This is a genomic window from Bradyrhizobium sp. SBR1B, from assembly GCF_014198205.1.
Classification (GTDB): Bacteria; Pseudomonadota; Alphaproteobacteria; order Rhizobiales; family Xanthobacteraceae; genus Bradyrhizobium.
The window spans coordinates 203,549-224,612 of record NZ_JACIHC010000014.1 but is presented as its reverse complement, the minus strand read 5'-3'; the positions used below and the strand labels follow the sequence as shown (position 1 = coordinate 224,612).

Genomic DNA, 21,064 nt, shown 5'->3' with positions numbered 1-21,064 from the left:
GCCAGCGGCCTGTCGCGGGGTGCAAACCGCGGCAGGCCATTCCTCATGGAACAGGTCAAAGATAAACGATCGCGCTATTACAAGGGTGGGCAAAGCGAAGCGTGCCCACGACTTCTGTCGCAGTGCTGGATGGATGGTGGGCACGGCGCAAGTGCGCCTTTGCCCACCCTACGACACTTGCTTCGCATTCGCGACGAGCGAGACGCACATTGATGTGCCCTCGCCCCTTGTGGGAGAGGGCAGCGACGCCAGTAGACACAGGCTCGCTTGGGTGAGGGGTCTCTCTCCAAGGTCTCGAGAGGAGAGAGACCCCTCATCCGGCGCTTCGCGCCACCTTCTCCCACAAGGGGAGAAGAGAAAAGAGAAGCCTAGCTCGCCGCTTCTAGCCGCACTTCGGTCAGCAGCCGCATCGCGGCGTCCGCGTCCATCGGCTCGCCGAAGGCAAAGCCTTGCGCGTATTCGCAGCCCATCTGGTAGAGCTCGACCGCGTCGGAATCGGTCTCGGCGCCTTCGGCCACAACGTCCATGCCGAGGTCGTGCGCAAGCGCGATGATCGACTTCAGGATCACCGGCCGTGTGCCGCGGTTGGTGGTGCGCACGAAGGACTGGTCGATCTTGATGGTGTCGAACGGGAAGCGCTGGAGATAGGCCAGTGACGAATGACCGGTGCCGAAATCGTCGAGCGAGAGCCCGGTGCCGAGCTCGCGGATCCGCGTCAGCATCTGCGCTGCGTGCTCCGGATTCTCCATCACCAGCGATTCCGTCAATTCCAGCTTGAGCGTGCCGCGCGCCACCGAGGAGCGCGACAGCACGGTGCGGATGTCGTGGATCAGATCGTGGCGCAGCAACTGCCGCGAGGAGACGTTGACCGAGGCGAAGATCGGCTCGCGCGAGCGCATCGCGCGCTGCCAGATCGAGAGCTGCTTGGCGGTCTGGTCCAGCACGAACATGCCGAGGTCGACGATCAGGCCGGTCTCTTCGGCGATGGTGATGAATTCCGAGGGCGCCATGCGGCCGAGCTTCGGGTGATCCCAGCGCACCAGCGCTTCGAAGCCGGCGACCGAACGATCCTCCAGCCGCACGATCGGCTGGTACAGGATCGTGAGCTCCTGCCGCTCGATGGCGCGGCGCAGCTCGCTCTCCAGCGTCAGGCGATCGGTCTTCCGCGCGCGCATCGCGGACTTGTAGACGTCGATGCGGTCGCCGCCGATGCGCTTGGAGTGATACATCGCAAGCTCGGCGTCCTTGATGATCTCGTCCGTGAGCTGAACCTGCGGATCAGAAAGCGCGAGACCGATCGACGCCGTGAGAAAAATCTCGCGGTCGTTGAAGGCGATCGGCGCCCGGATGGTCTTGCGGATGGTCTCGGCGAAGGCGGTGATGCGGGCGGGGTCCTGCTCCGAGAGCAGGATCAGGCCGAACTGGTCGCCGGCAAGCCGCGCCAGCGTGTCCTGCGGCTTCAGGATGCGGGTGAGGCGGCGGGCCAGCGTCAACAGGATGGAATCGCCGACCGCGATACCGACGGAATCGTTCACCTGCTTGAAGCGGTCGAGGTCGATCACCATCAGCGTCGGCCGCAGCGTCGGCATGGTCTTGGCAAAATGCGCCACCGCACCCAGCCGGTCCATGAACAGTTTTCGATTGGGCAGGCCGGTGAGGTTGTCATGCACGGAATCGTGCAGCAGGCGTTCCTCGGCGTTGCGCAGCTCGGTGACGTCGGTGAGCGTGCCGACCACGCGCGAGACCTCGCCGTCCGAGCCGACCACCGGGCGTGCCTTCAGCGCGAACCACATGAAATGGCCGTCGGGGGTGCGCAGGCGGAAATCCTGCACCAGGCGGCCGCGGCGCTGGTCGAGCACGCTGTCGAGCGCGGCGCGGAAACGGTCCTGGTCCAGCGGGTGCAGCACCTCGAGCCACGAGGCGGCCGGGCCTTCGAGCGTGCCGCGCTTGAGGCCGAGCAGGGCTTCGGTCTCGGGGCTCGTAAAAACCTTGTCGGCGGAAACGTCCCAGTCCCAGATCAGATCGCCGGAGCCGGCCAGCGCCAGGGCGCGCCGCTCGATGTCGGAGACGACGCCGGTGGTGGCGCCGCCGCCGGCAAAGGCGTGCTGCATCACCGTGAAGCCGATCAGCATCACGATCAGCACGAGGCCGCCGAGTAGCGCCGGGCCGACGATGTCGTTGGTCACGGAACCCGCGACCGTCATGCCGGCCGCGACCACCCAGACCACCAGCAGGAACCAGGTCGGGATCAAAAGCACCGCGCGGTCGAAGCCGTGGGTGGAGAGATAGACAATCAGCGCGAAGCCCGCGAAGGCGATCAGCACCAGCGAAATGCGCGCGATGCCGGAGGCCACCGCTGGGTCGAACAGCGCGAGCGCCACCAGCGAGCCCAGGAACGCGAGCCAGCCCACCGTGATGTGCGAATAGCGCACGTGCCATCGGCTGAGATTGAGATAGGCGAACAGAAACACCAAGAGCGTTGCCGCCAGGATCGCTTCACCCGCCGCGCGCCAGATGCGCTCGGCGTTGTTCGACATGTCGAGCACCTTGCCCCAGAAGCCGAAATCGACGCCGATATAGACCAGCACCGCCCAGGCCAGCGCCGCGGCGGCCGGGAACATGATGCTGCCCTTCACCACGAACAGAATGGTCAGCACCAGCGCCAGCAGGCCCGAGATGCCGATCACGATGCCCTGGTACAGCGTGAACGAGTTGACCTTGTCCTTGTAGGCTTCCGGCTCCCACAGATAGAGCTGCGGCAGCTTGTCGGTGCGCAGCTCCGCGACGAAAGTGATGACAGCGCCGGGGTCGAGCGTGACGCGGAAGACGTCGGCGGTCGGGCTTTCCTGCCGCTCCGGCCGGTCGCCGGTCGAGGGCGTAATGGTCGCAATGCGCGACAGGCCGAGGTCGGGCCACAAGAGCCCCGAGGAAACGATACGGTAATGCGGCGCGACGATCAGGCGGTCGAGTTGGTCGTCGGTGTTGTTGGCGAGCGCGAACACCACCCAGTTCTGGCCGCCCTCGCGGGCGCGCACTTCGATGCGGCGGACGATGCCGTCGGTGCCGGGCGCGGTGGAGACCTGGATGCGGTCCGCATCGCTGCGCTGATGCTCGAGGACACCGGTGAGGTCGATCGCGGGCGCGTCACTGCGGACGCTGACGGCGTCGAGCGCGCGCGCGGGATACGCGGCGACAAGAATCATGAGGCCCAGCGCGATGGGCGCGAGGCACCTGATCAGACGCAAGGCCAGTTCTCCGCGTTCGACGCAAACTCTTCAGTGAAGACGATTTCAAACCGAACGGAAGTGGTTCGGTGCGTCGCGATAGATGCCACGAAAGCGAGGAAAATCAAAGGGTTTCCGGCGTCTCCCGTGGGCCGTTGGCCTAGACCTCCAACACAATTTTGCCAATATGTGCGCTCGTTTCCATGCGCCGGTGCGCATCGGCTGCCTTTTCCAGCGGGAAAGTGCTGTCCATCAGCGGTTTGACGCGGCCTTCGCGCAAAAGTGGCATCACTTTCTGCTCGATTGCGGCCACCATCGCGGCCTTGTCCGCATTACTACGGGGGCGCAGGGTCGAGCCGGTATGGGTGAGGCGCTTGACCATCACCTTGGCGATGTTGACGTTGACCTTGGGCCCGTTGAGCGTCGCGATCTGCACGATGCGGCCGTCGATCGCGGCGGCATCATAATTGCGGTCGACATACTCGCCAGCGACCATGTCGAGGATGAGGTTGACGCCTTCCTTGTTGGTCGCTTCCTTGACCACGGCGACGAAGTCCTCGGTCTTGTAGTTGATGGCGCGGTCGGCGCCTAACTTGAGGCAGGCGTCGATCTTGTCCTGCGATCCGACGGTGACGAACACTTTCGCACCGAACGCCTTCGCCAGCTGGATCGCCATGGTGCCGATGCCGGAGGAGCCGCCATGGATCAGCAGCGTCTCGCCTGCCTTCAGGCCACCGCGCTCGAACACGTTGTGCCAGACCGTCATCAGGGTTTCCGGCAGCGCGCCGGCTTCCTTCATGGACAGCGCCGGCGGCACGCTCATCGCCTGGGCGTCCTGGGCGATGCAGTACTGCGCATAGCCGCCGCCGGCGACCAGCGACATCACCTTGTCGCCGATCTTGTGCCGCTTGGCATTGCTGCCGACGGCAACCACTTCGCCCGCGATCTCGAGACCGGGCAGGTCGCTGGCGCCGGGCGGCGGCGGATAGGCTCCCGAGCGCTGCGCAACGTCGGGCCGGTTGACGCCGGCGGCCTCCACCTTGACCAGGATCTCGTCGGGACCGGGCTGCGGAATGCTGCGTTGTTCCGGCACCAGCACTTCCGGTCCGCCGGGCTTGGATATGGCGACCACGGTCATTTGCGCGGGCAGCTTGTCCATGATGTGTCCTTGGGTGAAGGTGCGGGATGAACGAGGCCCTTGCTTAGCCAGCGTGATCCAAGCTGGCAACCGCCTCAGCATTGGGTGCGCGAACTTTGGAGGAACGAGGATGGCGACGGAAGACGACGACCGCCCGCGCAAGAAGATCAGCCATGAAATCGGGCAGGACCTCTCGCTCTTGTCGGTCGAGGAACTGACCGAGCGCGTCACGCTGCTCAAGACCGAGATCGCAAGGCTGGAAGAAGCCGCTACGAAGAAGCGCGCCTCACGCGATGCGGCGAACAGCTTTTTCAAGTCGTAGGATTTTCACGCCTCTCGTGTCCCGGATGCGGTGCGGCACGCAGTGACGCTCCGCAGAGCCGGGACCCACGTCTCGCGCAGCCGCACCTTCGCGTCCATTCCGGGACGGCGCGCAGCGCCGAGCCCGGAATCCATAACCCCAGGACGTCAAAACGGCGGGCAGAGTTTGTTCCACCCCCGCTCGGTCACTGGCCGACATGGCTAACGAACCCTCAAAAAATTCGCTCGTTTACGGTCGATTAAGCTTTCGGGTTTATGACTGGAACTGTCCTCGTTTGGACACCGAGTGGCTCCTGTCCACTCTGTTTGACGCCTCCCTGTTATCAACTTTCAAAGCCGCCGGTCTCCGGCGGCTCTTTTTTTGCGCACGGCGTCTCGAGTGGCGTGGCTACCGCTTCGCGTCAAGAATCCGCATCAAAACAAGAGTCTCCGCCCAGTTGCATTCCGAGGAATGACCCGCGGAAACCATAACCGTGCTTGTCACTGGACTCCGCGTCCCGCCCGCGCAATGATTTGTTCATCATAAGCCGGCGCCAAAGCCGGGCAGTCAAACAGTTGCGTAAGAGGCGTTAACCATGGAACGTTTGCAGGCCGACGGCGCTCTCGTTCAACTCAGCGAGCGGTTCACCAATTCTGCGGCGTTCGGCGTCCTGTTCCGCGAGGGCATGGACCTCGTCGAAGAGACCGCCGCCTATCTCGACGGCGCCGGCCGCACCGAGGCCAAGGCGCTCGACCGTGCCGTCAGCCTCACCTACGCGACCGAGAGCATGCGTCTCACCACCCGCCTGATGCAGCTCGCCTCGTGGCTGCTGCTGCACCGCGCGGTGAAGGAAGGCGAGATGACGTTGAGCCAGGCCAATCGGGAGAAGACCAAGGTCAAGCTCAGCGCTGCCGATCCCGGCCCCACCGACACCATCGAGAAGCTGCCCTCGCAGCTCCAGGACCTGATCCATCGCTCGATGAGCCTGCAGACCCGCGTCCGCCGCCTCGACACCACCATCCACACCCCGCCGGCCGAACACATCGCGATCGGCAATCCGCTGGTGCCGCACCTCAACGCGCTGAAGGCGGCGTTCGAGCGGTAGGGTGCCGTAGTTCACAGGTGCCGTAGGGTGGGCAAAGGCGCGCAGCGCCGTGCCCACCATCTCTCATTTGGGACTACAGCAGGGGTTTGGTGGGCACGCTTCGCTTTGCCCACCCTACGAAATCTCGGCTTTGGTCAGGCCCCTCCTAAAACAAAAACGCCCCCGGCTCTCCGGGGGCGTTTTTCGTCTCCAGCCATTTCGGGCCGGATCAATCCTTTTTGAGAAAGCCCGAAAACTTCTTCTGGAAGCGCGAGACGCGGCCGCCGCGATCCATCAGCTGGGCATTGCCGCCGGTCCAGGCCGGGTGCGACTTCGGGTCGATGTCGAGGTTCAGCGTGTCACCTTCCTTGCCCCAGGTCGAGCGGGTCAGGTACTCGGTTCCGTCGGTCATCACGACCTTAATCGTATGATAGTTCGGGTGAATTTCGGCTTTCATGGCAATTCCTCGGCGCCCCGGCGCCTTCTTGGGTGGCTATCGAATGACGGATTTGGGCGGCTCTATACCTCACGAAACCCGCTAAAACAAGCCACTCCGGGGCGGTGAACCGGGTTTGCCCCTAAGGGACTTCCCGGATTTGCCACTACCCTTGCACCGGCCTATTGGGAGCAAACGAATGCAATGGGTTGGATCTCATGAGCGCAGTGGAACGGCTTGATGACCAGTATGTCGATCGGCCCGGAATGAATGCCGCGGACACCCCGTCGATCGAGGCCGAGCTGATCGAAGAGCCGGCCAAGGGTCGCGCCAAGCTGCGGCCGCTGCTCGCGCTGGCGCCCTATGTCAGCCGCTATCGCGGCCGGGCGGCGCTGGCCTTCGTCGCACTCACGGTCGCGGCGCTGACCACGCTGCTGGTGCCGGTCGCGGAGCGCCGGATGATCGATTTCGGCCTGACGCCCGAGGGCATCGAGCTGATCAACAGCTACTTCTCGGTGATGCTCGCGGTGGTCGGCGTGCTCGCGCTCGCCAGCGCCGCGCGCTACTACCTCGTGATGACGATCGGCGAGCGCATCGTCGCCGATCTCAGGCGCGACGTCTTCGCCCATCTGCTCTCGCTGTCTCCCGCCTTCTTCGATTCCGCACGCAGCGGCGAATTGATCTCGCGGCTCACCGCCGACACCACCCAGCTCAAATCGGCCGTCGGCGCCTCAGTGTCGATCGCGCTGCGCAATTTGATGATGTTCCTGGGCGCCGCGGCGATGATGGTGATCACGAGCCCGAAGCTGTCGGGCTTCGTGCTGCTGGCGATTCCCTTGATCGTGCTGCCGCTGGTCGCCTTCGGGCGCTGGGTGCGGCGTCTGTCGCGCAATGCGCAGGACACGCTTGCCGACGCGTCGGCTTATGCGGGCGAGCTGGTCGGCGCGATCCGCACCGTGCAGGCTTACACCAGCGAGCAATTCGCCGAGAAGCGCTTCGGCGGCGAGGTCGAGCAGGCCTATGAGGCCGCGCGCACCTCGACCCAGGCGCGCGCCGTGCTCACCGCCATCATCATCTTCATCGTGTTCGCAAGCGTGGTCGCGATCCTCTGGATCGGCTCGCATGACGTGCTCACCGGCGCGATTTCGCCGGGCCGGCTCGGTCAGTTCGTGCTTTATGCGGTGTTCGCCGCAGCCGGCCTCGGCCAGCTCAGCGAGGTCTGGGGCGAGGTCTCGGCGGCATCAGGCGCGGCCGAACGGCTGTTCGAGATCCTGCATGTGCAGCCCGACATCAAGGCGCCCGCGTCTCCCCGCGCGCTGCCGGTGCCGGCACGCGGCGAAGTCGGCTTCGACCGGGTCAGCTTCGCCTATCCGGTGCGGCGCGACGTCAATGTGCTCGATGCCGTGTCATTCACGGTGCGCCCCGGCGAGAAGGTCGCGATCGTCGGTCCGTCCGGCGCCGGCAAGAGCACCATCTTTCACCTGTTGCTGCGCTTCTACGATCCACGCAGCGGCGTGATCTCGCTCGACGGCGTGCCGGTCAAGTCCGCAGATCCCCGCGATTTCCGCGCGCGCATCGCACTGGTGCCGCAGGAATCGAACGTGTTCGCCGCCAGCGCCCGCGAGAACATCCGCTTCGGCCGGCCCGATGCAACCGACGCCGAGGTCGAGCGCGCCGCCGAGCTCGCGCATGCCGCCGAATTTATCCGCCGCCTGCCCGAAGGTTTCGACACCCCGCTCGGCGAGCGCGGTGTGACGCTGTCCGGCGGCCAGCGCCAGCGCATCGCAATCGCACGCGCCATTCTGCGCGATGCGCCGCTGCTGCTTCTCGATGAAGCCACCTCCGCGCTCGATGCCGAAAGCGAAACGCTGGTGCAGACCGCTCTGGAGGAGCTGATGCGCCACCGCACCACGCTGGTGATCGCGCATCGCCTCGCCACCGTGCTGTCCTGCGACCGCATCCTGGTGATGGACCAGGGCAAGATCGTCGAGCAGGGCACGCATGCCGAGCTCGTGGCCGCGAACGGGCTCTATGCGCGGCTGGCGAGGTTGCAGTTCGAGGGGGCTTGAGGCCCTCAGGGCCGGTTCGTAAGCTATTGACTTTGCTTGCGCCGTTTACTGTGCATGGGGTTGCTTTCGACGTTTTGTCTTGGGCAGGCGGGTTTACCGGCACTTCGGCGACAGCGCAGGCACGTTTGGCCACTGCCAGTTCTTCCAGCTGCCGTCCTCCCCGACGCAGGCCGAGGCTGAGGCCGACTCTGTCCGTTCGGAGACCTTGGGCGCGGCAAAACGCTGGTCGACATAGGTCGTCGATAAATATCCGGCGACGATGACGCCCAGAAACACCGAGGAACCCTTGGCAAGATCGCGCAGCCGCATCGATCGCCTCCATTCGCTTGTCATCGCTGACACAACGAATAACCGACCTCGCAGGATCCCTGCGTGACAGGCCTCACGCCCGCCAGAATTACGCCCGCCAGGCCATCTTCAGCACCGGCCGGCCCGAGGTCGGGTTCACATCGTCGCCGGCATGCGCAAAGCCGTTGCGCTCGTAGAAGCGGATGGCGCGGGAATTGTCCTTGTTGACGAGCAGCGTGATGCCTGATGGCGACAGGCGCTTGGCCTCTTCCACCAGCAGCCGGGCTGCGTCCGAGCCCCAGTGATCAGGGTCGACCACGAGCTGGTCGAGATAGCCGTCGCCGTCGATGGTGACGAAGCCGGTGAGGGCACCATTCTGCTCGGCGACGACAATGGACGCCTTCGGCACCAGATCCCTCAGCCAGCGCTCGCGCCACCATTCGAGCCGTGCCGCGAAGTCGATCTGCGGATAGGCCTGCTGCCAGGTGCGATGCCAGAGATCGATCGCGGCGGCTTCGTCGGAGGCCGCGTAGGGGCGGAGGTGGATCGCGCTCACTACCGCTCCGTCAGCTTCAGCTCGATGCGGCGGTTGCGCTTGTAGGCCTCTTCCGTGTTGCCGGGATCGAGCGGCTGGAATTCGCCGAAGCCGGCCGCGACGAGGCGCTGGGCGGGTACGCCGAGCGAGACCAGATATTGCACCACCGAGATCGAACGTGCCGCGGACAGATCCCAGTTCGACTTGAAGTTCGGACCGTTGACCGGACGCACATCGGTGTGGCCGTCGACGCGCAGCACCCAGGGGATGTCGCTCGGGATCTTCTTGTCGAGCTCGATCAGCGCGGCTGCCAAGGTGTCGAGCTCGGCGCGGCCCTCGGGCAGAAGCACCGCCTGGCCAGTGTCGAAGAACACCTCGGACTGGAACACGAAGCGGTCGCCGACGATGCGGATGTCGGGCCGGTTGCCGAGGATGGTGCGCAGGCGGCCGAAGAATTCCGAGCGGTAGCGCGACAATTCCTGCACGCGCTGCGCCAGCGCCACGTTGAGGCGGGACCCGAGATCAGCGATGCGGTTCTGCGATTCCTTGTCGCGCTTCTCGCTCGCGTCGAGCGCCTCTTCCAGCGCCGCCAATTGCCGCCTGAGCGCGCTGATCTGCTGGTTCAGCACTTCGATCTGGGCCAATGCCCGCGCCGAGACCGCCTTCTCCGAATCCAGCGCCTTGCCGAGCTCGGAGGTCTTGCCTTGCGCATCGCTGCCGGCGGCAGCGAGGCCATCATAGAGGCCCTTGATGCGATCGCGCTCGGTCTCGGCCGAGGCGAGGCCGGCTTTCAATTGCGAGACCTGGTCGTCGAGCGTGAGCTTGCCGAGCTTCTCCAGCGACAACAGCTCGTTGAGCTGGGCGATCTTGGCGTTGAGCAGCTCCAGCGCCTTGTCCTTGCCGGTGACTTCCTGCGACAGGAAGAACTGCACCACCAGGAACACCGACAGCAGGAACACGATCGACAGCACCAGCGTCGACAGCGCGTCGACGAAGCCGGGCCAGTAGTTGAAGGCGCCTTCGCTGCGGCGGCCGCGCGCTAGAGCCATGTTGTCCGTCTCCACTTTCGTGTCCCGGACGCGATGCAGCGTGCAACGCTGCTTCGCAGAGCCGGGACCATATTGTCCCCGACGCTGGGCCCCGGCTCAGCGACGCATCATTTCATGCTGCGTCGCGTCCGGGGCACGAGATCGTCTCAGCTCTTTTCCGGCTGGCGGGCGATGCGCTCCAGCAGACGCCGGATCTCGCGGTTCTGCTCGCCCTGGCCGTCGGCCCATTCGCGGATCATCTGCTGCTCGGTGCGCATGTGCGAGACCAGCGCCTGGATGGCTTCGGCAAGGCTCGCCATCGCCGCCGTGGTGCCGCGGCTGGCGCTGCCTTCCTCCAGCACGGAGCGTAAGCGTTCGACCGCGGCCTGGAGCTCGCCACTGGCGACCCCGCCGCCGCTGCCGGAAGCGACCGCGACCTCGCCGCTGCCATATTCGCGCACCGTGGTGGCGAGCCAGTCTTCCAGGTCGGTGTAAAAACGGTTCTGCGCCTGGCTCGATTGCAAATCGAGGAAGCCGAGGATCAGCGATCCGGCGAGGCCGAACAGCGAGCTGGAGAACGAGATGCCCATGCCGCCGAGCGGGGCTGCGAGGCCCTCCTTCAGCGTGTCGAACAGCGCGCCGGAATCGCCGCCGACCTTGAGCCCGTCGATCACCTTGCCGACCGAGCCGACCGTCTCGATCAGGCCCCAGAAGGTGCCGAGCAGGCCGAGGAACACCAGGAGGCCGGTCATGTAGCGCGAGATGTCGCGGGCTTCATCCAGGCGCGTCGCGATCGAATCGAGCAAATGCCGCATGGTGGTCTGGGTGATCGACATTCGCCCGGAGCGCTCGCCGCCGAGGATCGCCGCCATCGGCGCCAGCAGTTTCGGGTGCCGGGCCGGCGCCAGGCCAGGATCGGCGATGCGGAAATTGTTGACCCAGGAGACCTCAGGGTAGAGTCGGATGACCTGGCGGAAGGCCAGGATGATGCCGATGAACAGCACGCCGCCGATCAGGGCATTGAGGCCGGGATTGGCGAAGAAGGCCTGGATGATCTGCTTGTAGAGCACCACGCTGACCAGCGTGCACAGCACCAGGAAGACCAGCATCCTCACCAGGAAGACGCTGGGTGAGGACAGCTTTGTGTACTCGATATCCATGGTGGAGCGGGGCGAGGCGCCTGACGGCATGGCCGGTATCATCCATTCCAAAAGCTTGCTTGCGGCGCGCACTATGGCACAGCGCCGGCCCAAAAAAAGCGCCGGATGCGCCGATTTCGGGGACAGCTCGGGGAACCCGGACCGGAAGCGGGGCTTTGATAAGCAGCTATCTGCAGAGATTCGCCATTCGGGGGGCGCATGAGTGTCGTTTCCGCGATCATCGGGACTGCCGAACGCGTGCCGCTGCCGGACGTCGTGATCCGCGCCGCGATCCAGCGCCTGTGCTCCCGCAGCGCAACCCGCCTCGCCGCGCATGACGCGGCCGCCGACGCCGCATTCGCCGGCCGGATGATGCTGCGGCCGATCGCCGAAAACGCTGAGGCCGGGCGTGAGGAGGTGCCCGCGGCGTTCTTCGCCGAAATGCTCGGCCCCAGCCGCAAATATTCCTGCTGCTTCTACAAGACCGATGCGACCACCTTGCAGGAGGCGGAGGAGGAGGCGCTGCGCCAGACGGTCGAGCATGCCGGCCTCGCCGACGGCCAGACCATCCTCGAGCTCGGCTGCGGCTGGGGCTCGCTGTCGCTGTGGATGGCACGGCAGTTTCCACACGCCAAGGTGACGGCGGTGTCGACCTCGCAGGCGCAGCGCGCTCACGTCGAGGAGGAGGCGCGGCGGCGCGGCTTGCTGAACCTGCGGGTGGTCACTGCGGACATGAACGTGTTCGCGCCCGACGGCCAGTTCGATCGCATCGTCTCGGTCGAGATGTTCGAGCAGATGATGAATTGGCGCAAGCTGATGTCGCGGCTGCGGGCATGGCTCGCGCCGGATGGGCGCTTCTTCATGCAGATCGTCACCCATCGCTCCGGCTCGCAGCTGTTCGACCGGCTCGATCGCGAGGACTGGATCGCGCAGCACGTCTTCACCGGCGGGCTGATGCCGAGCCATCACCTCGTCAGGCAATTCCACGACATCTTCACGGTCGAGAAGGAATGGTGCTGGAGCGGCACGCATTATCAGCGCACCACTAATGACTGGCTCGACAATTTCGACACGCATCGGGATGCGATCGAGGCGTCCCTGCGCCAGGTCTATGGCGAACAGACCTGTCTGTGGATGCGGCGCTGGCGCTGGTTCTTGCTCGCAACTTCGGGCCTGTTCGGCTATGCCGATGGAACCGAATGGGGGGTCAGTCACTACCGGATGAAGGCCGCCGAGTAATTGCGATGTTCCGCCGCACACGCGCCGGTGGAACCCCGACTCACAATCAAGTGACACGGCAAAAGCCTTCTTATTTCAATTACGTAAGCTGTGTGACAATGAGCCGCCCGCGCCATGCGTTGCATCGCAGCAGATGCATTCTATTTTGGCGATATCAGCCGCGTGTAAAGGGCCCAGAACGGGCCTCGCGCGAGCATGATTAGTTTCAACAATATCGGGGCACCCCATTTCATGTCAGGACTTCGCGCGCGATCGGCATGCGTTGCAATACTGCTCGCGGCCCTGGCGCCGCTGCTTGGTGCTTGCGACGAATCCAGCTCCGCCGTGTCTGCCGCCCCGCCCACCTATCCGGACGTCAGCATCGTCATTGTTAAGCCGCAGCCGCGCGCAGTGGTCCGGGAATTGCCGGGACGCATCGCGCCGACGCGTGTCTCGGACGTGCGGCCGCGCGTCTCCGGCATCGTGGTCGAGCGCCTGTTCCGCCAGGGCAGCGAGGTGAAGGCAGGCGATCCGCTCTACCGCATCGATCCGCGCCCGTTCGAGGTCGAGGTGCTGGCCAACGAGGCGGCGCTCGCCAAGGCCGAGGCCGCTGCGATGCAGGCGCACCAGCAGGCACGCCGCGTCGCTGCGCTTACCAAGGACCGCGCCGCCCCGGAAGCCGAGAACGAAAAGGCGATCGCGGCCGAGCGTCAGGCCCACGCCGAGGTCGAGGGACGCAAGGCCGAGCTCGCGCGGGCAAAGCTCAATCTCGATTATGCCACCGTGCGCGCGCCGATCGACGGCGTCGTCGGTGCGGCCCTCGTCAGCGAAGGCGCGCTCGCCGTGCAGAACGAGACCAATCTCGCCACCATCCAGCAGCTCGATCCGATCTATGCCGACTTCACCCAGTCGGTGACCGAGCTCAACCAGCTCCGCCGCGCCTTCGAGACCGGCGATCTCGAGCGTATCGCGTCCGACGCCGCCAAGGTGCGCCTCGTGCTCGACGACAACACGCTTTATTCGCTCGACGGCAAGCTGCTGTTCTCCGACGCCAAGGTCGACGCCCACACCGGGCAGGTGACGTTGCGCGGCGAGTTCCCCAATCCCAAGCGCGAGCTGCTGCCGGGCATGTATGTCCGCGTCCGCATCGACCAGGGTCTCGACAGCGACGCGATCGCGGTGCCGCAGCAGGCGATCCAGCGCAATGGCGGCGGCGGCAGCGAAGTGTTCGTCGTCAAGGACGACAACCACATCGCGGTGCAGCCGGTGCGCACGGGGTCGGTGCAGGACGGAATCTGGTTCGTCACCGAAGGCCTGAAGGCCGGCGACAAGGTCGTGGTTGAAGGCTTCCAGAAGTTCGCCGCCGGCGACAAGGTCAAGCCGCAATCCTGGTCGGAGGCGGACGCGACCGCGGACAACCGGCACGCCCTGAAGCTCACGCGGTAACGCGCCATGGCGAGTTTCTTTATCGACAGGCCAATCTTTGCCTGGGTGGTCGCGCTGTTCATCTGCTTGATCGGCGCAATTGCCGTGCCGCTGCTGCCGATCGCGCAATATCCGATCATCGCGCCGCCCTCGATCTCGATCTCGACCAGCTATCCTGGCGCCTCGCCCGAAAACCTCTACAACAGCGTCACGCGACTGATCGAGGAGGAGCTCAACGGCGCCTCCGGCATCCTCAATTTCGAATCGACCAGCGACTCGCTCGGCCAGGTCGAGATCATCGCCAATTTCGTGCCCGGCACCGATACCAGCGCGGCCTCGGTCGAGGTGCAGAACCGCATCAAGCGGGTCGAGGCGCGCCTGCCGCGCGCGGTGATTCAGCAGGGTATCCTGATCGAGGAAGCCTCGAGCGCGGTGCTCCAGATCATCACGCTGAATTCGACCGACGGCAGCCTCGACGAGGTCGGGCTCGGCGACTTCATGATCCGCAACGTGCTCGGTGAAGTCCGCCGCATCCCCGGCGTCGGCCGCGCCACGCTCTATTCGACCGAGCGCTCGCTTCGCGTCTGGGTCGATCCGGCCAAGCTCGTCGGCTATGGGCTCACCGCCGACGACGTCAACAAGGCCATTGCCGCGCAGAACGCGCAGGTTGCCTCGGGCAGCATCGGCGCCGAGCCGTCGACCTCGAGCCAGCGCACCTCCTCGCTGGTGCTGGTCAAGGGCCAGCTGTCTTCCCCGGATGAATTCGGCGCCATCATCCTGCGCGCCAATGCCGACGGCTCGACCGTGCGCCTGCGCGACGTTGCGCGCATCGAGGTCGGCGGCCTCAGCTACCAGTTCAACACGCGCCTGAATGGCAAGCCGACCGCCGGTCTCTCGGTGTTGATGTCGCCGACCGGCAATGCGTTGGCGACCGCGAGCGCGGTCGAAGAGAAGATGAAGGAGCTGTCGCGCTTCTTTCCGGCCAATATCACTTACGAGATTCCCTACAACATCACGCCGGTGGTCGAGGCTTCGATCAAGAAGGTGCTGACGACGCTGGTCGAAGCCGTGGTGCTGGTGTTCGTGGTGATGTTCCTGTTCCTGCAGAACATCCGCTACACCATCATCCCGACCATCGTTGTGCCGGTGGCGCTTCTGGGCGCCTGCACCACGCTGCTGCTCGCCGGCTATTCCATCAACATGCTCTCGATGTTCGGCATGGTGCTCGCGGTCGGCATCCTCGTCGACGACGCCATTGTCGTGGTCGAGAACGTCGAGCGCATCATGAGCGAGGAGGGGCTGCCGCCGAAGGAGGCGACGCGCAAGGCGATGTCGCAGATATCGGGCGCCATCATCGGCATCACGCTGGTGCTGATGGCGGTGTTCGTGCCGATGGCGTTCTTCCCGGGATCGGTCGGCATCATCTACCGCCAGTTCTCGGTCACCATGGTCGCGGCGATCGGCTTCTCCGCATTCCTCGCGCTGTCGCTGACGCCGGCGCTGTGCGCGACCTTGCTCAAGCCGGTTGCGGCCGGCCACGGTCATGCGAAGCGGGGCGTGTTCGGCTGGTTCAACCGCGTGCTCGAAGGCGGCAAGGAAGGCTATTCCCGCACCGTCGGCTTCTCGCTGAAGCGGACCGGCCGCCTGATGCTGGTCTATGTCGCGCTGCTCGTCGGCCTGTCCTGGGCCTTCGTCAGCCTGCCGGGCGGCTTCCTGCCGATCGACGACCAGGGCTTCGTCACCACCGACGTGCAAACGCCGTCGGATTCTTCTTATCCCCGCACCGAGGCCGTGATCGAGAAGGTCGAGAAATATCTCGCTGAACGGCCGGGCGTGAAGGATGTCACCTTCCTCACCGGCTTCAGCTTCTCCGGTCAGGGCATGAATACCGCGCAGGCCTTCATCACGCTGAAGGACTGGTCGGAGCGTGGACCGAAGGATTCGGCCGCGGCGATCGTCAACGACATCAACCGCGATCTGGGGGCGTCGATCCGCGACGCCAAAATCTCCGCGCTGCAGCCGCCTCCGATCGACAATCTCGGCAACTCGTCGGGCTTCTCGTTCCGCCTCCAGGACCGCGGACAGAAGGGCTATCCGGCCTTGATGCGCGCCGCCGATCAGTTGATCGCGGAAGCCAACGCCAGTCCCGTGCTTCAGAAGGTCTATGTCGAAGGCCTGCCCGAGGCCGGGGTGGTCAATCTCATGATCGACCGCGAGAAGGCCGGTGCCTTCGGCGTCACCTTCGAGGACATCAACAACACGATTTCGACCAATCTCGGGTCGAACTACATCAACGACTTCCCGAACCGCGGCCGCATGCAGCGCGTCGTGGTGCAGGCCGACGCCCGCGACCGCATGCGGACCGAGGACATCCTCAACTACAACGTCAAGAACAGCCGCGGCCAGCTGGTGCCGTTCTCGTCCTTTGCCACGGTGGAATGGGCGCGAGGCCCGACCCAGATCGCAGGCTTCAACTATTATCCGGCGGTGCGCATCTCCGGCGAGGCCAAGCCCGGCTTCACCTCGGGTGACGCGATCGCCGAGATGGAGCGTCTTGCCGGCCGTCTGCCGCGCGGCTTCGGCTACGAATGGACCGGGCAGTCGCTCCAGGAGAAGCTGTCGGGCTCGCAGGCGCCGTTCCTGCTCGGTCTGTCGGTGTTCGTGGTGTTCCTGTGCCTCGCGGCGCTCTACGAGAGCTGGACCATTCCGCTCGCGGTGCTGCTCACGGTGCCGCTCGGCATCGTCGGCGCGGTGATCGCGGCCATGCTGCGCGGCCTGCCCAACGACGTCTATTTCACCGTCGGCCTGATCACCATCATCGGCCTTGCGGCAAAGGACGCGATCCTGATCATCGAATTCGCGAAGGATCTGCGGAAAGAAGGCAAGCCGCTCGTCGAAGCCACCATCGAGGCCTGCCGCCTGCGCTTCCGCCCGATCCTGATGACGGGCCTCGCCTTCATCTGCGGCGTGCTGCCGATGGCCATCGCCCACGGCGCCGGCGGCGCCAGCCAGCAGGCGCTCGGCAGCATCGTGATGGGCGGCATGATCGCGGTGGTGATCCTGGCGCTCTTGATGGTGCCGGTATTCTTCGTCTCGGTGCAGCGCGTGCTGGCTGGGGACAGGGAGCCGCGGGCGGCGAGGGAGGGCGAAGCTTACGGCCCGCCGGCGCCGGTGCATACCGGCCACTGAACGCCGGATCGGTCCTTATTGCTTTAGGTTTGGATGTCTGCCGCGCGACAATGGGCGTTCGGCTTGCTTTCGCGCGAGCGCCGATCCAGACTACATCCCTGGATTGTGCATTCGCACGGCATCTCAAATGCACACGGCCCGCCGATTGAAAGTACGTGATGCGTCTGACAGACATCGCGATCTTGAACTATCGCTCGATCCGACGGCTCTCCATCCCAATCCATCCCCTGTCCGTCTTTGTGGGCGAGAATGGTGTCGGCAAATCCAACCTCTACAAGTCCTTGTCGCTGTTGCGCGACGCGGCGACCGGGGTGATCACGCGGACGATCGCCGACGAAGGCGGATTGAACTCGGTCTGCTGGTCGGGCATCCGCAAACGCGGGGAGGATGGACGACTAAGATTGTCGGCCAGATTCGATCGTCTGAAATATTCCATTGAGATCGGATTTCCCAGCCCGGTGGCGGCGGCGTTCGCCGGCGAGCCGATGATCAAGGCCGAGAGCATCGAGGCGACGGAGGGCAGGCGCACGGTTCTGTTGATGGAGCGGAAGAATTCGCTCGTCAGCGTCCGCGGCGAGACCGGCGCTTGGAGCAGCCACAAGGATGCGGTGCTGCCGTCGGAGCCGGCGCTCGCGGGCTTTTCTGACGGCAAGGAATGTCCCGAAATCGATCTGATCAGAAACGCGATGCTGGGTTGGCGTTTCTATCACGACTTTCGCACCGATCCGGCGTCACCGATACGAAAGCCCTGTCTGGCGATCACGACGCCCTCGCTGAGCGCTGATGGCAGCGACCTCGCGGCTGCCCTGGCGACCCTCTATACCATTCGAGGCGACGCGACCGACCTGCATGAAGCCATTCAGGACGCATTCCCGGGCGCTGAGCTCCGCGCATGGGAGCAGGGCGGCTTGTGCGAATTCGATCTGCAGCTCGAGGATATGCCCCGGCCGTTCAGGGCTCATGAACTGTCCGATGGGACGCTGAAATACATCTGCCTGCTCGCGGTATTCATGGGCTACCGGCTTCCGCCGTTCATCGCGCTGAACGAACCCGAGACCAGCCTGCATCCATCTTTGCTGGCACCATTGGCCCGTCTGATCGCCAAGGCATCGCGCCGCGCCGACATCTGGATCGTCACCCATTCGGAGCAGCTGATGGAGGCCTTGCGAAGCGAGAGCTCTGTCCCGCTTCGCCGTGTCATCAAGGCGAAAGGCGCCACGGCGATCGAGGGCCTGACGCTCGGTGGCGAATATCGCGACGCTGAATCGGAAGACGACGAGTCGGAAGACGACGATTCCTAACCGCGGCAGATCGAGGCGTCGACTGCTACGCCGGCTTCCGCAAAATCTTCACCAATTCCCCGTGCACGTACTCATTCCCGCACACCACATCCCCGGTCACCAGCGCATCGCCGGGCGTGTTGATGTCACTCACCGTGCCGCCCGCTTCGCGCACCATCAGCATGCCGGCGGCGATGTCCCAGGATTGCAGATTGCGCTCCCAATAGCCGTCGAGGCGGCCGGCGGCGACGAAGGCGAGGTCGAGGGAGGCGGCGCCGAAACGGCGCAGGCCTGCGACGCGGTCCTGGATCGCGGTCATCTCGCGGCGGAATTCCTCGTGATCGCCGCGGCCGATGTGGGGCAGGCCGCAGGCCACCACGCATTCGTTGAGCTGGCGGCGGCCGGCGACGCGCAGGCGCTGGTCGTTGAGGAAGACGCCCTTGCCGCGCTCGGCGATGTAGAGCTCGTCATTGGCGGGATTGTAGATCACGCCCGCGATGATCGTGCCCTCGCGCACGAGGCCGATCGAGATCGCGAATTGCGGGATGCCGTGCAGGAAGTTGGTGGTGCCGTCGAGCGGGTCGACGATCCAGGTGTGGCTCTTGTCGGAGCCCTCGCGCGTGCCGCCCTCCTCGCCGATGAAGCCGTAGCCGGGCCGCGCCTTGGCGAGGTCCTGGTAGAGGATCTCCTCGGCGCGCTTGTCGGCGAGCGAAACGAAATTGGCTGGCCCCTTCAGCGAGACCTGGAGATGCTCGATCTCGCCGAGATCGCGCTTGAGGCTGCGGCCGGCGCGGCGCGCGGCTTTGACCATGACGTTGATAGTGGCGGAATACAGCATGAGCTCTGGTCTTGATCGGGGGAAATGGCGGGAAATCACGCCTGTTTGGGGGACTGGGTGCCCTGCAAGGGCCCTCAGGTCAAGTCATTGCGTCAAGTCATTTGGTCCCGAGCCATTTTCTGGCGGCGGCCTCCGCCTTGGCCCGGTCCTCGGCCGGCAGGTCGGATAATTGCTTGTCGAGCTCCGGGTCTCCTTTGCCGGCGGTTTTGGCCACCAGGTGCCATTTGAAGCCCTCGACCTTGTCTACGGACGTGCCCACGCCGTTGATCAGCACCCACGCCAGCCGGTTCTGCGCGATCGCGCTGCCCTGGCGGGAGGCCTTGCGGAGCAGGGCGACGGCAGCCGGCTGGTTCTTCGGCGTGCCGGTGCCGTTGAACATGGCGATGGCATATTCGACCTCGGCGTCGACATTGTCGGCGAGGGAGGCGGCCTGGAGCAGCCGCACCGAGCGTTCCGGGTCCTTCGGCACGCCGGTGCCTTCCTTGTAGAAGGTCGCCAGCGCGTATTGCGCCTCGGGCAGGCCTGCATCGGCGGCCTGGCGCAGCAGCTCGGCGGAGCGCTTCACGTCCTGCGGCAGGGTCTGGCCGTCGAGATAGAGCAGAGCGAGGTTATAGGCCGCCCTGGGCTCGCCGAGCTTGGCGGCGGACGCCATCAGCTTGACCGCCTCGCTCTTGTCGATCGGGCCGCCGCGGCCCGAAATGCGCAGCATGGAGAGCGCGAACATCGCCTCGCGGTCGCCGGCATCGGCCGCGCGCTTGTACCATTCGGCTGCCTTGGCGTAGTCGCGCCGCATGCCCATGGCATTGGAATAGAGCTCGCCGAGCATGGTCATCGCCTTGGGATCGCCGGCTTGCGCGCGGGCAGTGGCGAGGTCGAAGGCGGTCTTGTACTGGCCGCGCTGATAGGCGCCGAACACCAGATCGACGTTGGAATTTTCGGTCGGCGGCGCCGGGATCACGGTGGCGGCCGGCTTGGGGGAAGGGGACGGCTTGGGTGAGGCGGAAGGCTTGGGCGCCGGCGCGGCCTCTTTCTTCTTGGTGAGCGCGTGCGGCTTGGACTTTTGCTTCTCAGGCGCCGCGCTCGGCGTTGTCGCCGGCGGGGTAATCTGGAGCTGCGCGGCCGCGGGCACTGTGAGCAGCAGCGTAGCCAGCAAGGTGATGCAGGGGAGCTTCATGTCGGGCGCTAGCCGTGCTCCTGGCCCGCAGGATCTTGGCCCGCAAGCGCCATCGCATGGGCCTTCTTGATCGCAGCATCGACCTCAATCAGCGCAGCCTTGGGCTCGCGCGGATCGGCCCAGATGAAGTCGCCGACCAGCACGAAATCGGCGCCGCTGGCAGCGAAATCGTGGGCTTCCTGCAGCGACATGGCAAAGCCGACGCAGGGTGGCTCGAATAGCTCCGCCCACCAGTCCAGCCGCTCCGCGATGGCTTGCGCCGAAGGACGCTGGCCTTTCGCATCGGGCTCACCGAACAGCACGTAATCCGCGCCCATCTCGCCCGCATCCATGGAATGGTGCCGCGTCGTCAGCCCGCCAACACCGGCGATGCGATCGGGCTTGAGCGATGGCAGCGCCTCTTTCAGTGCGGCGATGCCGGGCAGGTGCGCACCATCGGCGCCGCCGCGCGCGACCAGCTCGGCATGGCCCTCGACGAGTAGCGCGGCGCCTGCTTTCTGCGCCGGCGGCGCAAGCGCCTTGATGCGCGAGATCATGGTGCGCTGGTCGGTCTCCTTCAGCCGCAGCAGCACGGCCGCGACGTCGGCGGCGGCCAGCAGGCCCGGCAGCTCGGCCACAAGCGAAGCGGGATCATCGACGACAGGCGTCGCGAGATAGAGGCGCGGCGCCGGGCGCGGCGGAGGCGGTTTGTTCGACAA

General features: G+C 65.3%; 17 protein-coding genes. 7 read left to right on the top strand and 10 right to left on the bottom strand.

Translation table 11 applies throughout. The features are described 5' to 3' along the window. Positions 1–368 precede the first annotated feature (368 nt). Together GGD61_RS29230 and GGD61_RS29225 are read right to left on the bottom strand one after the other, a co-directional pair. Positions 369–3,245 (bottom strand): EAL domain-containing protein, encoded by a 2,877-nt coding sequence (locus GGD61_RS29230; protein ID WP_183231698.1) that lies wholly within the window; start codon positions 3,243–3,245, stop codon positions 369–371. A 139-nt stretch (positions 3,246–3,384) separates the two neighbouring features. Further along, entirely contained in the window at positions 3,385–4,383 is a 999-nt protein-coding gene (locus GGD61_RS29225; RefSeq protein ID WP_183231697.1) for an NAD(P)H-quinone oxidoreductase, read from the bottom strand. A gap of 109 nt (positions 4,384–4,492) precedes the next feature. Here GGD61_RS29225 and GGD61_RS29220 point away from each other — a divergent pair, with 109 nt between their 5' ends. Then, positions 4,493–4,684 carry a DUF1192 domain-containing protein gene (locus GGD61_RS29220; protein WP_018318721.1) on the top strand — a complete coding sequence of 64 codons (192 nt, stop codon included), beginning with the start codon at positions 4,493–4,495 and terminating at the stop codon, positions 4,682–4,684. Between the two features lie 574 nt (positions 4,685–5,258). Continuing rightward, complete coding sequence (locus GGD61_RS29215; RefSeq protein WP_018318720.1) at positions 5,259–5,768, top strand: DUF1465 family protein; 510 nt, start codon at positions 5,259–5,261, stop codon at positions 5,766–5,768. Between the two features lie 208 nt (positions 5,769–5,976). On the opposite strand, the gene rpmE is transcribed toward GGD61_RS29215, so the two are convergent. Then, positions 5,977–6,204: a 50S ribosomal protein L31 gene (gene rpmE / locus GGD61_RS29210; RefSeq protein WP_007599895.1), complete on the bottom strand. Its 228-nt coding sequence runs from the start codon at positions 6,202–6,204 to the stop codon at positions 5,977–5,979. Positions 6,205–6,401: 197 nt separating this feature from the next. On the opposite strand from rpmE, the gene GGD61_RS29205 reads away from it, so the two are divergent. Then, a complete protein-coding gene (locus GGD61_RS29205) occupies positions 6,402–8,252 on the top strand; it encodes an ABC transporter ATP-binding protein/permease (RefSeq protein ID WP_183231696.1) in 1,851 nt (616 codons plus the stop codon). Positions 8,253–8,345: 93 nt separating this feature from the next. On the opposite strand, the gene GGD61_RS29200 is transcribed toward GGD61_RS29205, so the two are convergent. The 4 genes from GGD61_RS29200 to GGD61_RS29185 form a co-directional block, all read right to left on the bottom strand. Continuing rightward, positions 8,346–8,561, bottom strand: a complete 216-nt coding sequence (locus tag GGD61_RS29200) for a hypothetical protein (protein ID WP_020508691.1) — start codon at positions 8,559–8,561, stop codon at positions 8,346–8,348. A gap of 88 nt (positions 8,562–8,649) precedes the next feature. Continuing rightward, positions 8,650–9,096: a GNAT family N-acetyltransferase gene (locus GGD61_RS29195; RefSeq protein WP_018318717.1), complete on the bottom strand. Its 447-nt coding sequence runs from the start codon at positions 9,094–9,096 to the stop codon at positions 8,650–8,652. Further along, entirely contained in the window at positions 9,096–10,124 is a 1,029-nt protein-coding gene (locus tag GGD61_RS29190) for a peptidoglycan -binding protein (protein WP_092254910.1), read from the bottom strand. The genes GGD61_RS29195 and GGD61_RS29190 overlap by 1 nt, the downstream gene beginning before the upstream one ends. Positions 10,125–10,270: 146 nt before the next feature. Next, positions 10,271–11,293: a flagellar motor protein MotA gene (locus GGD61_RS29185; protein WP_177237037.1), complete on the bottom strand. Its 1,023-nt coding sequence runs from the start codon at positions 11,291–11,293 to the stop codon at positions 10,271–10,273. 168 nt (positions 11,294–11,461) lie between these two features. Here GGD61_RS29185 and GGD61_RS29180 point away from each other — a divergent pair, with 168 nt between their 5' ends. The 4 genes from GGD61_RS29180 to GGD61_RS29165 all read left to right on the top strand — a co-directional run bounded on the left by GGD61_RS29180 (position 11,462) and on the right by GGD61_RS29165 (position 18,375). Further along, entirely contained in the window at positions 11,462–12,481 is a 1,020-nt protein-coding gene (locus tag GGD61_RS29180) for a cyclopropane-fatty-acyl-phospholipid synthase family protein (protein ID WP_092254475.1), read from the top strand. A gap of 231 nt (positions 12,482–12,712) precedes the next feature. Further along, positions 12,713–13,906, top strand: coding sequence for an efflux RND transporter periplasmic adaptor subunit (locus GGD61_RS29175; RefSeq protein WP_018318713.1), 1,194 nt, complete (start codon positions 12,713–12,715; stop codon positions 13,904–13,906). A gap of 6 nt (positions 13,907–13,912) precedes the next feature. Continuing rightward, the gene (locus GGD61_RS29170) at positions 13,913–17,074 is read left to right on the top strand and encodes a multidrug efflux RND transporter permease subunit (protein ID WP_092254478.1); all 3,162 of its coding nucleotides are present in this window, start codon (positions 13,913–13,915) and stop codon (positions 17,072–17,074) included. Positions 17,075–17,232: 158 nt separating this feature from the next. Further along, on the top strand, positions 17,233–18,375 hold the full coding sequence (locus GGD61_RS29165; protein WP_092254481.1) for an AAA family ATPase: 1,143 nt from the start codon (positions 17,233–17,235) through the stop codon (positions 18,373–18,375). 25 nt (positions 18,376–18,400) lie between these two features. Here GGD61_RS29165 and GGD61_RS29160 read toward each other — a convergent pair whose 3' ends face one another. The 3 genes from GGD61_RS29160 to GGD61_RS29150 form a co-directional block, all read right to left on the bottom strand. Further along, complete coding sequence (locus tag GGD61_RS29160; protein WP_092254484.1) at positions 18,401–19,192, bottom strand: inositol monophosphatase family protein; 792 nt, start codon at positions 19,190–19,192, stop codon at positions 18,401–18,403. Between the two features lie 97 nt (positions 19,193–19,289). Next, entirely contained in the window at positions 19,290–20,366 is a 1,077-nt protein-coding gene (locus tag GGD61_RS29155) for a tetratricopeptide repeat protein (protein ID WP_092254487.1), read from the bottom strand. Between the two features lie 8 nt (positions 20,367–20,374). Continuing rightward, positions 20,375–21,064, bottom strand: coding sequence for a thiamine phosphate synthase (locus tag GGD61_RS29150; protein WP_092254490.1), 690 nt, complete (start codon positions 21,062–21,064; stop codon positions 20,375–20,377).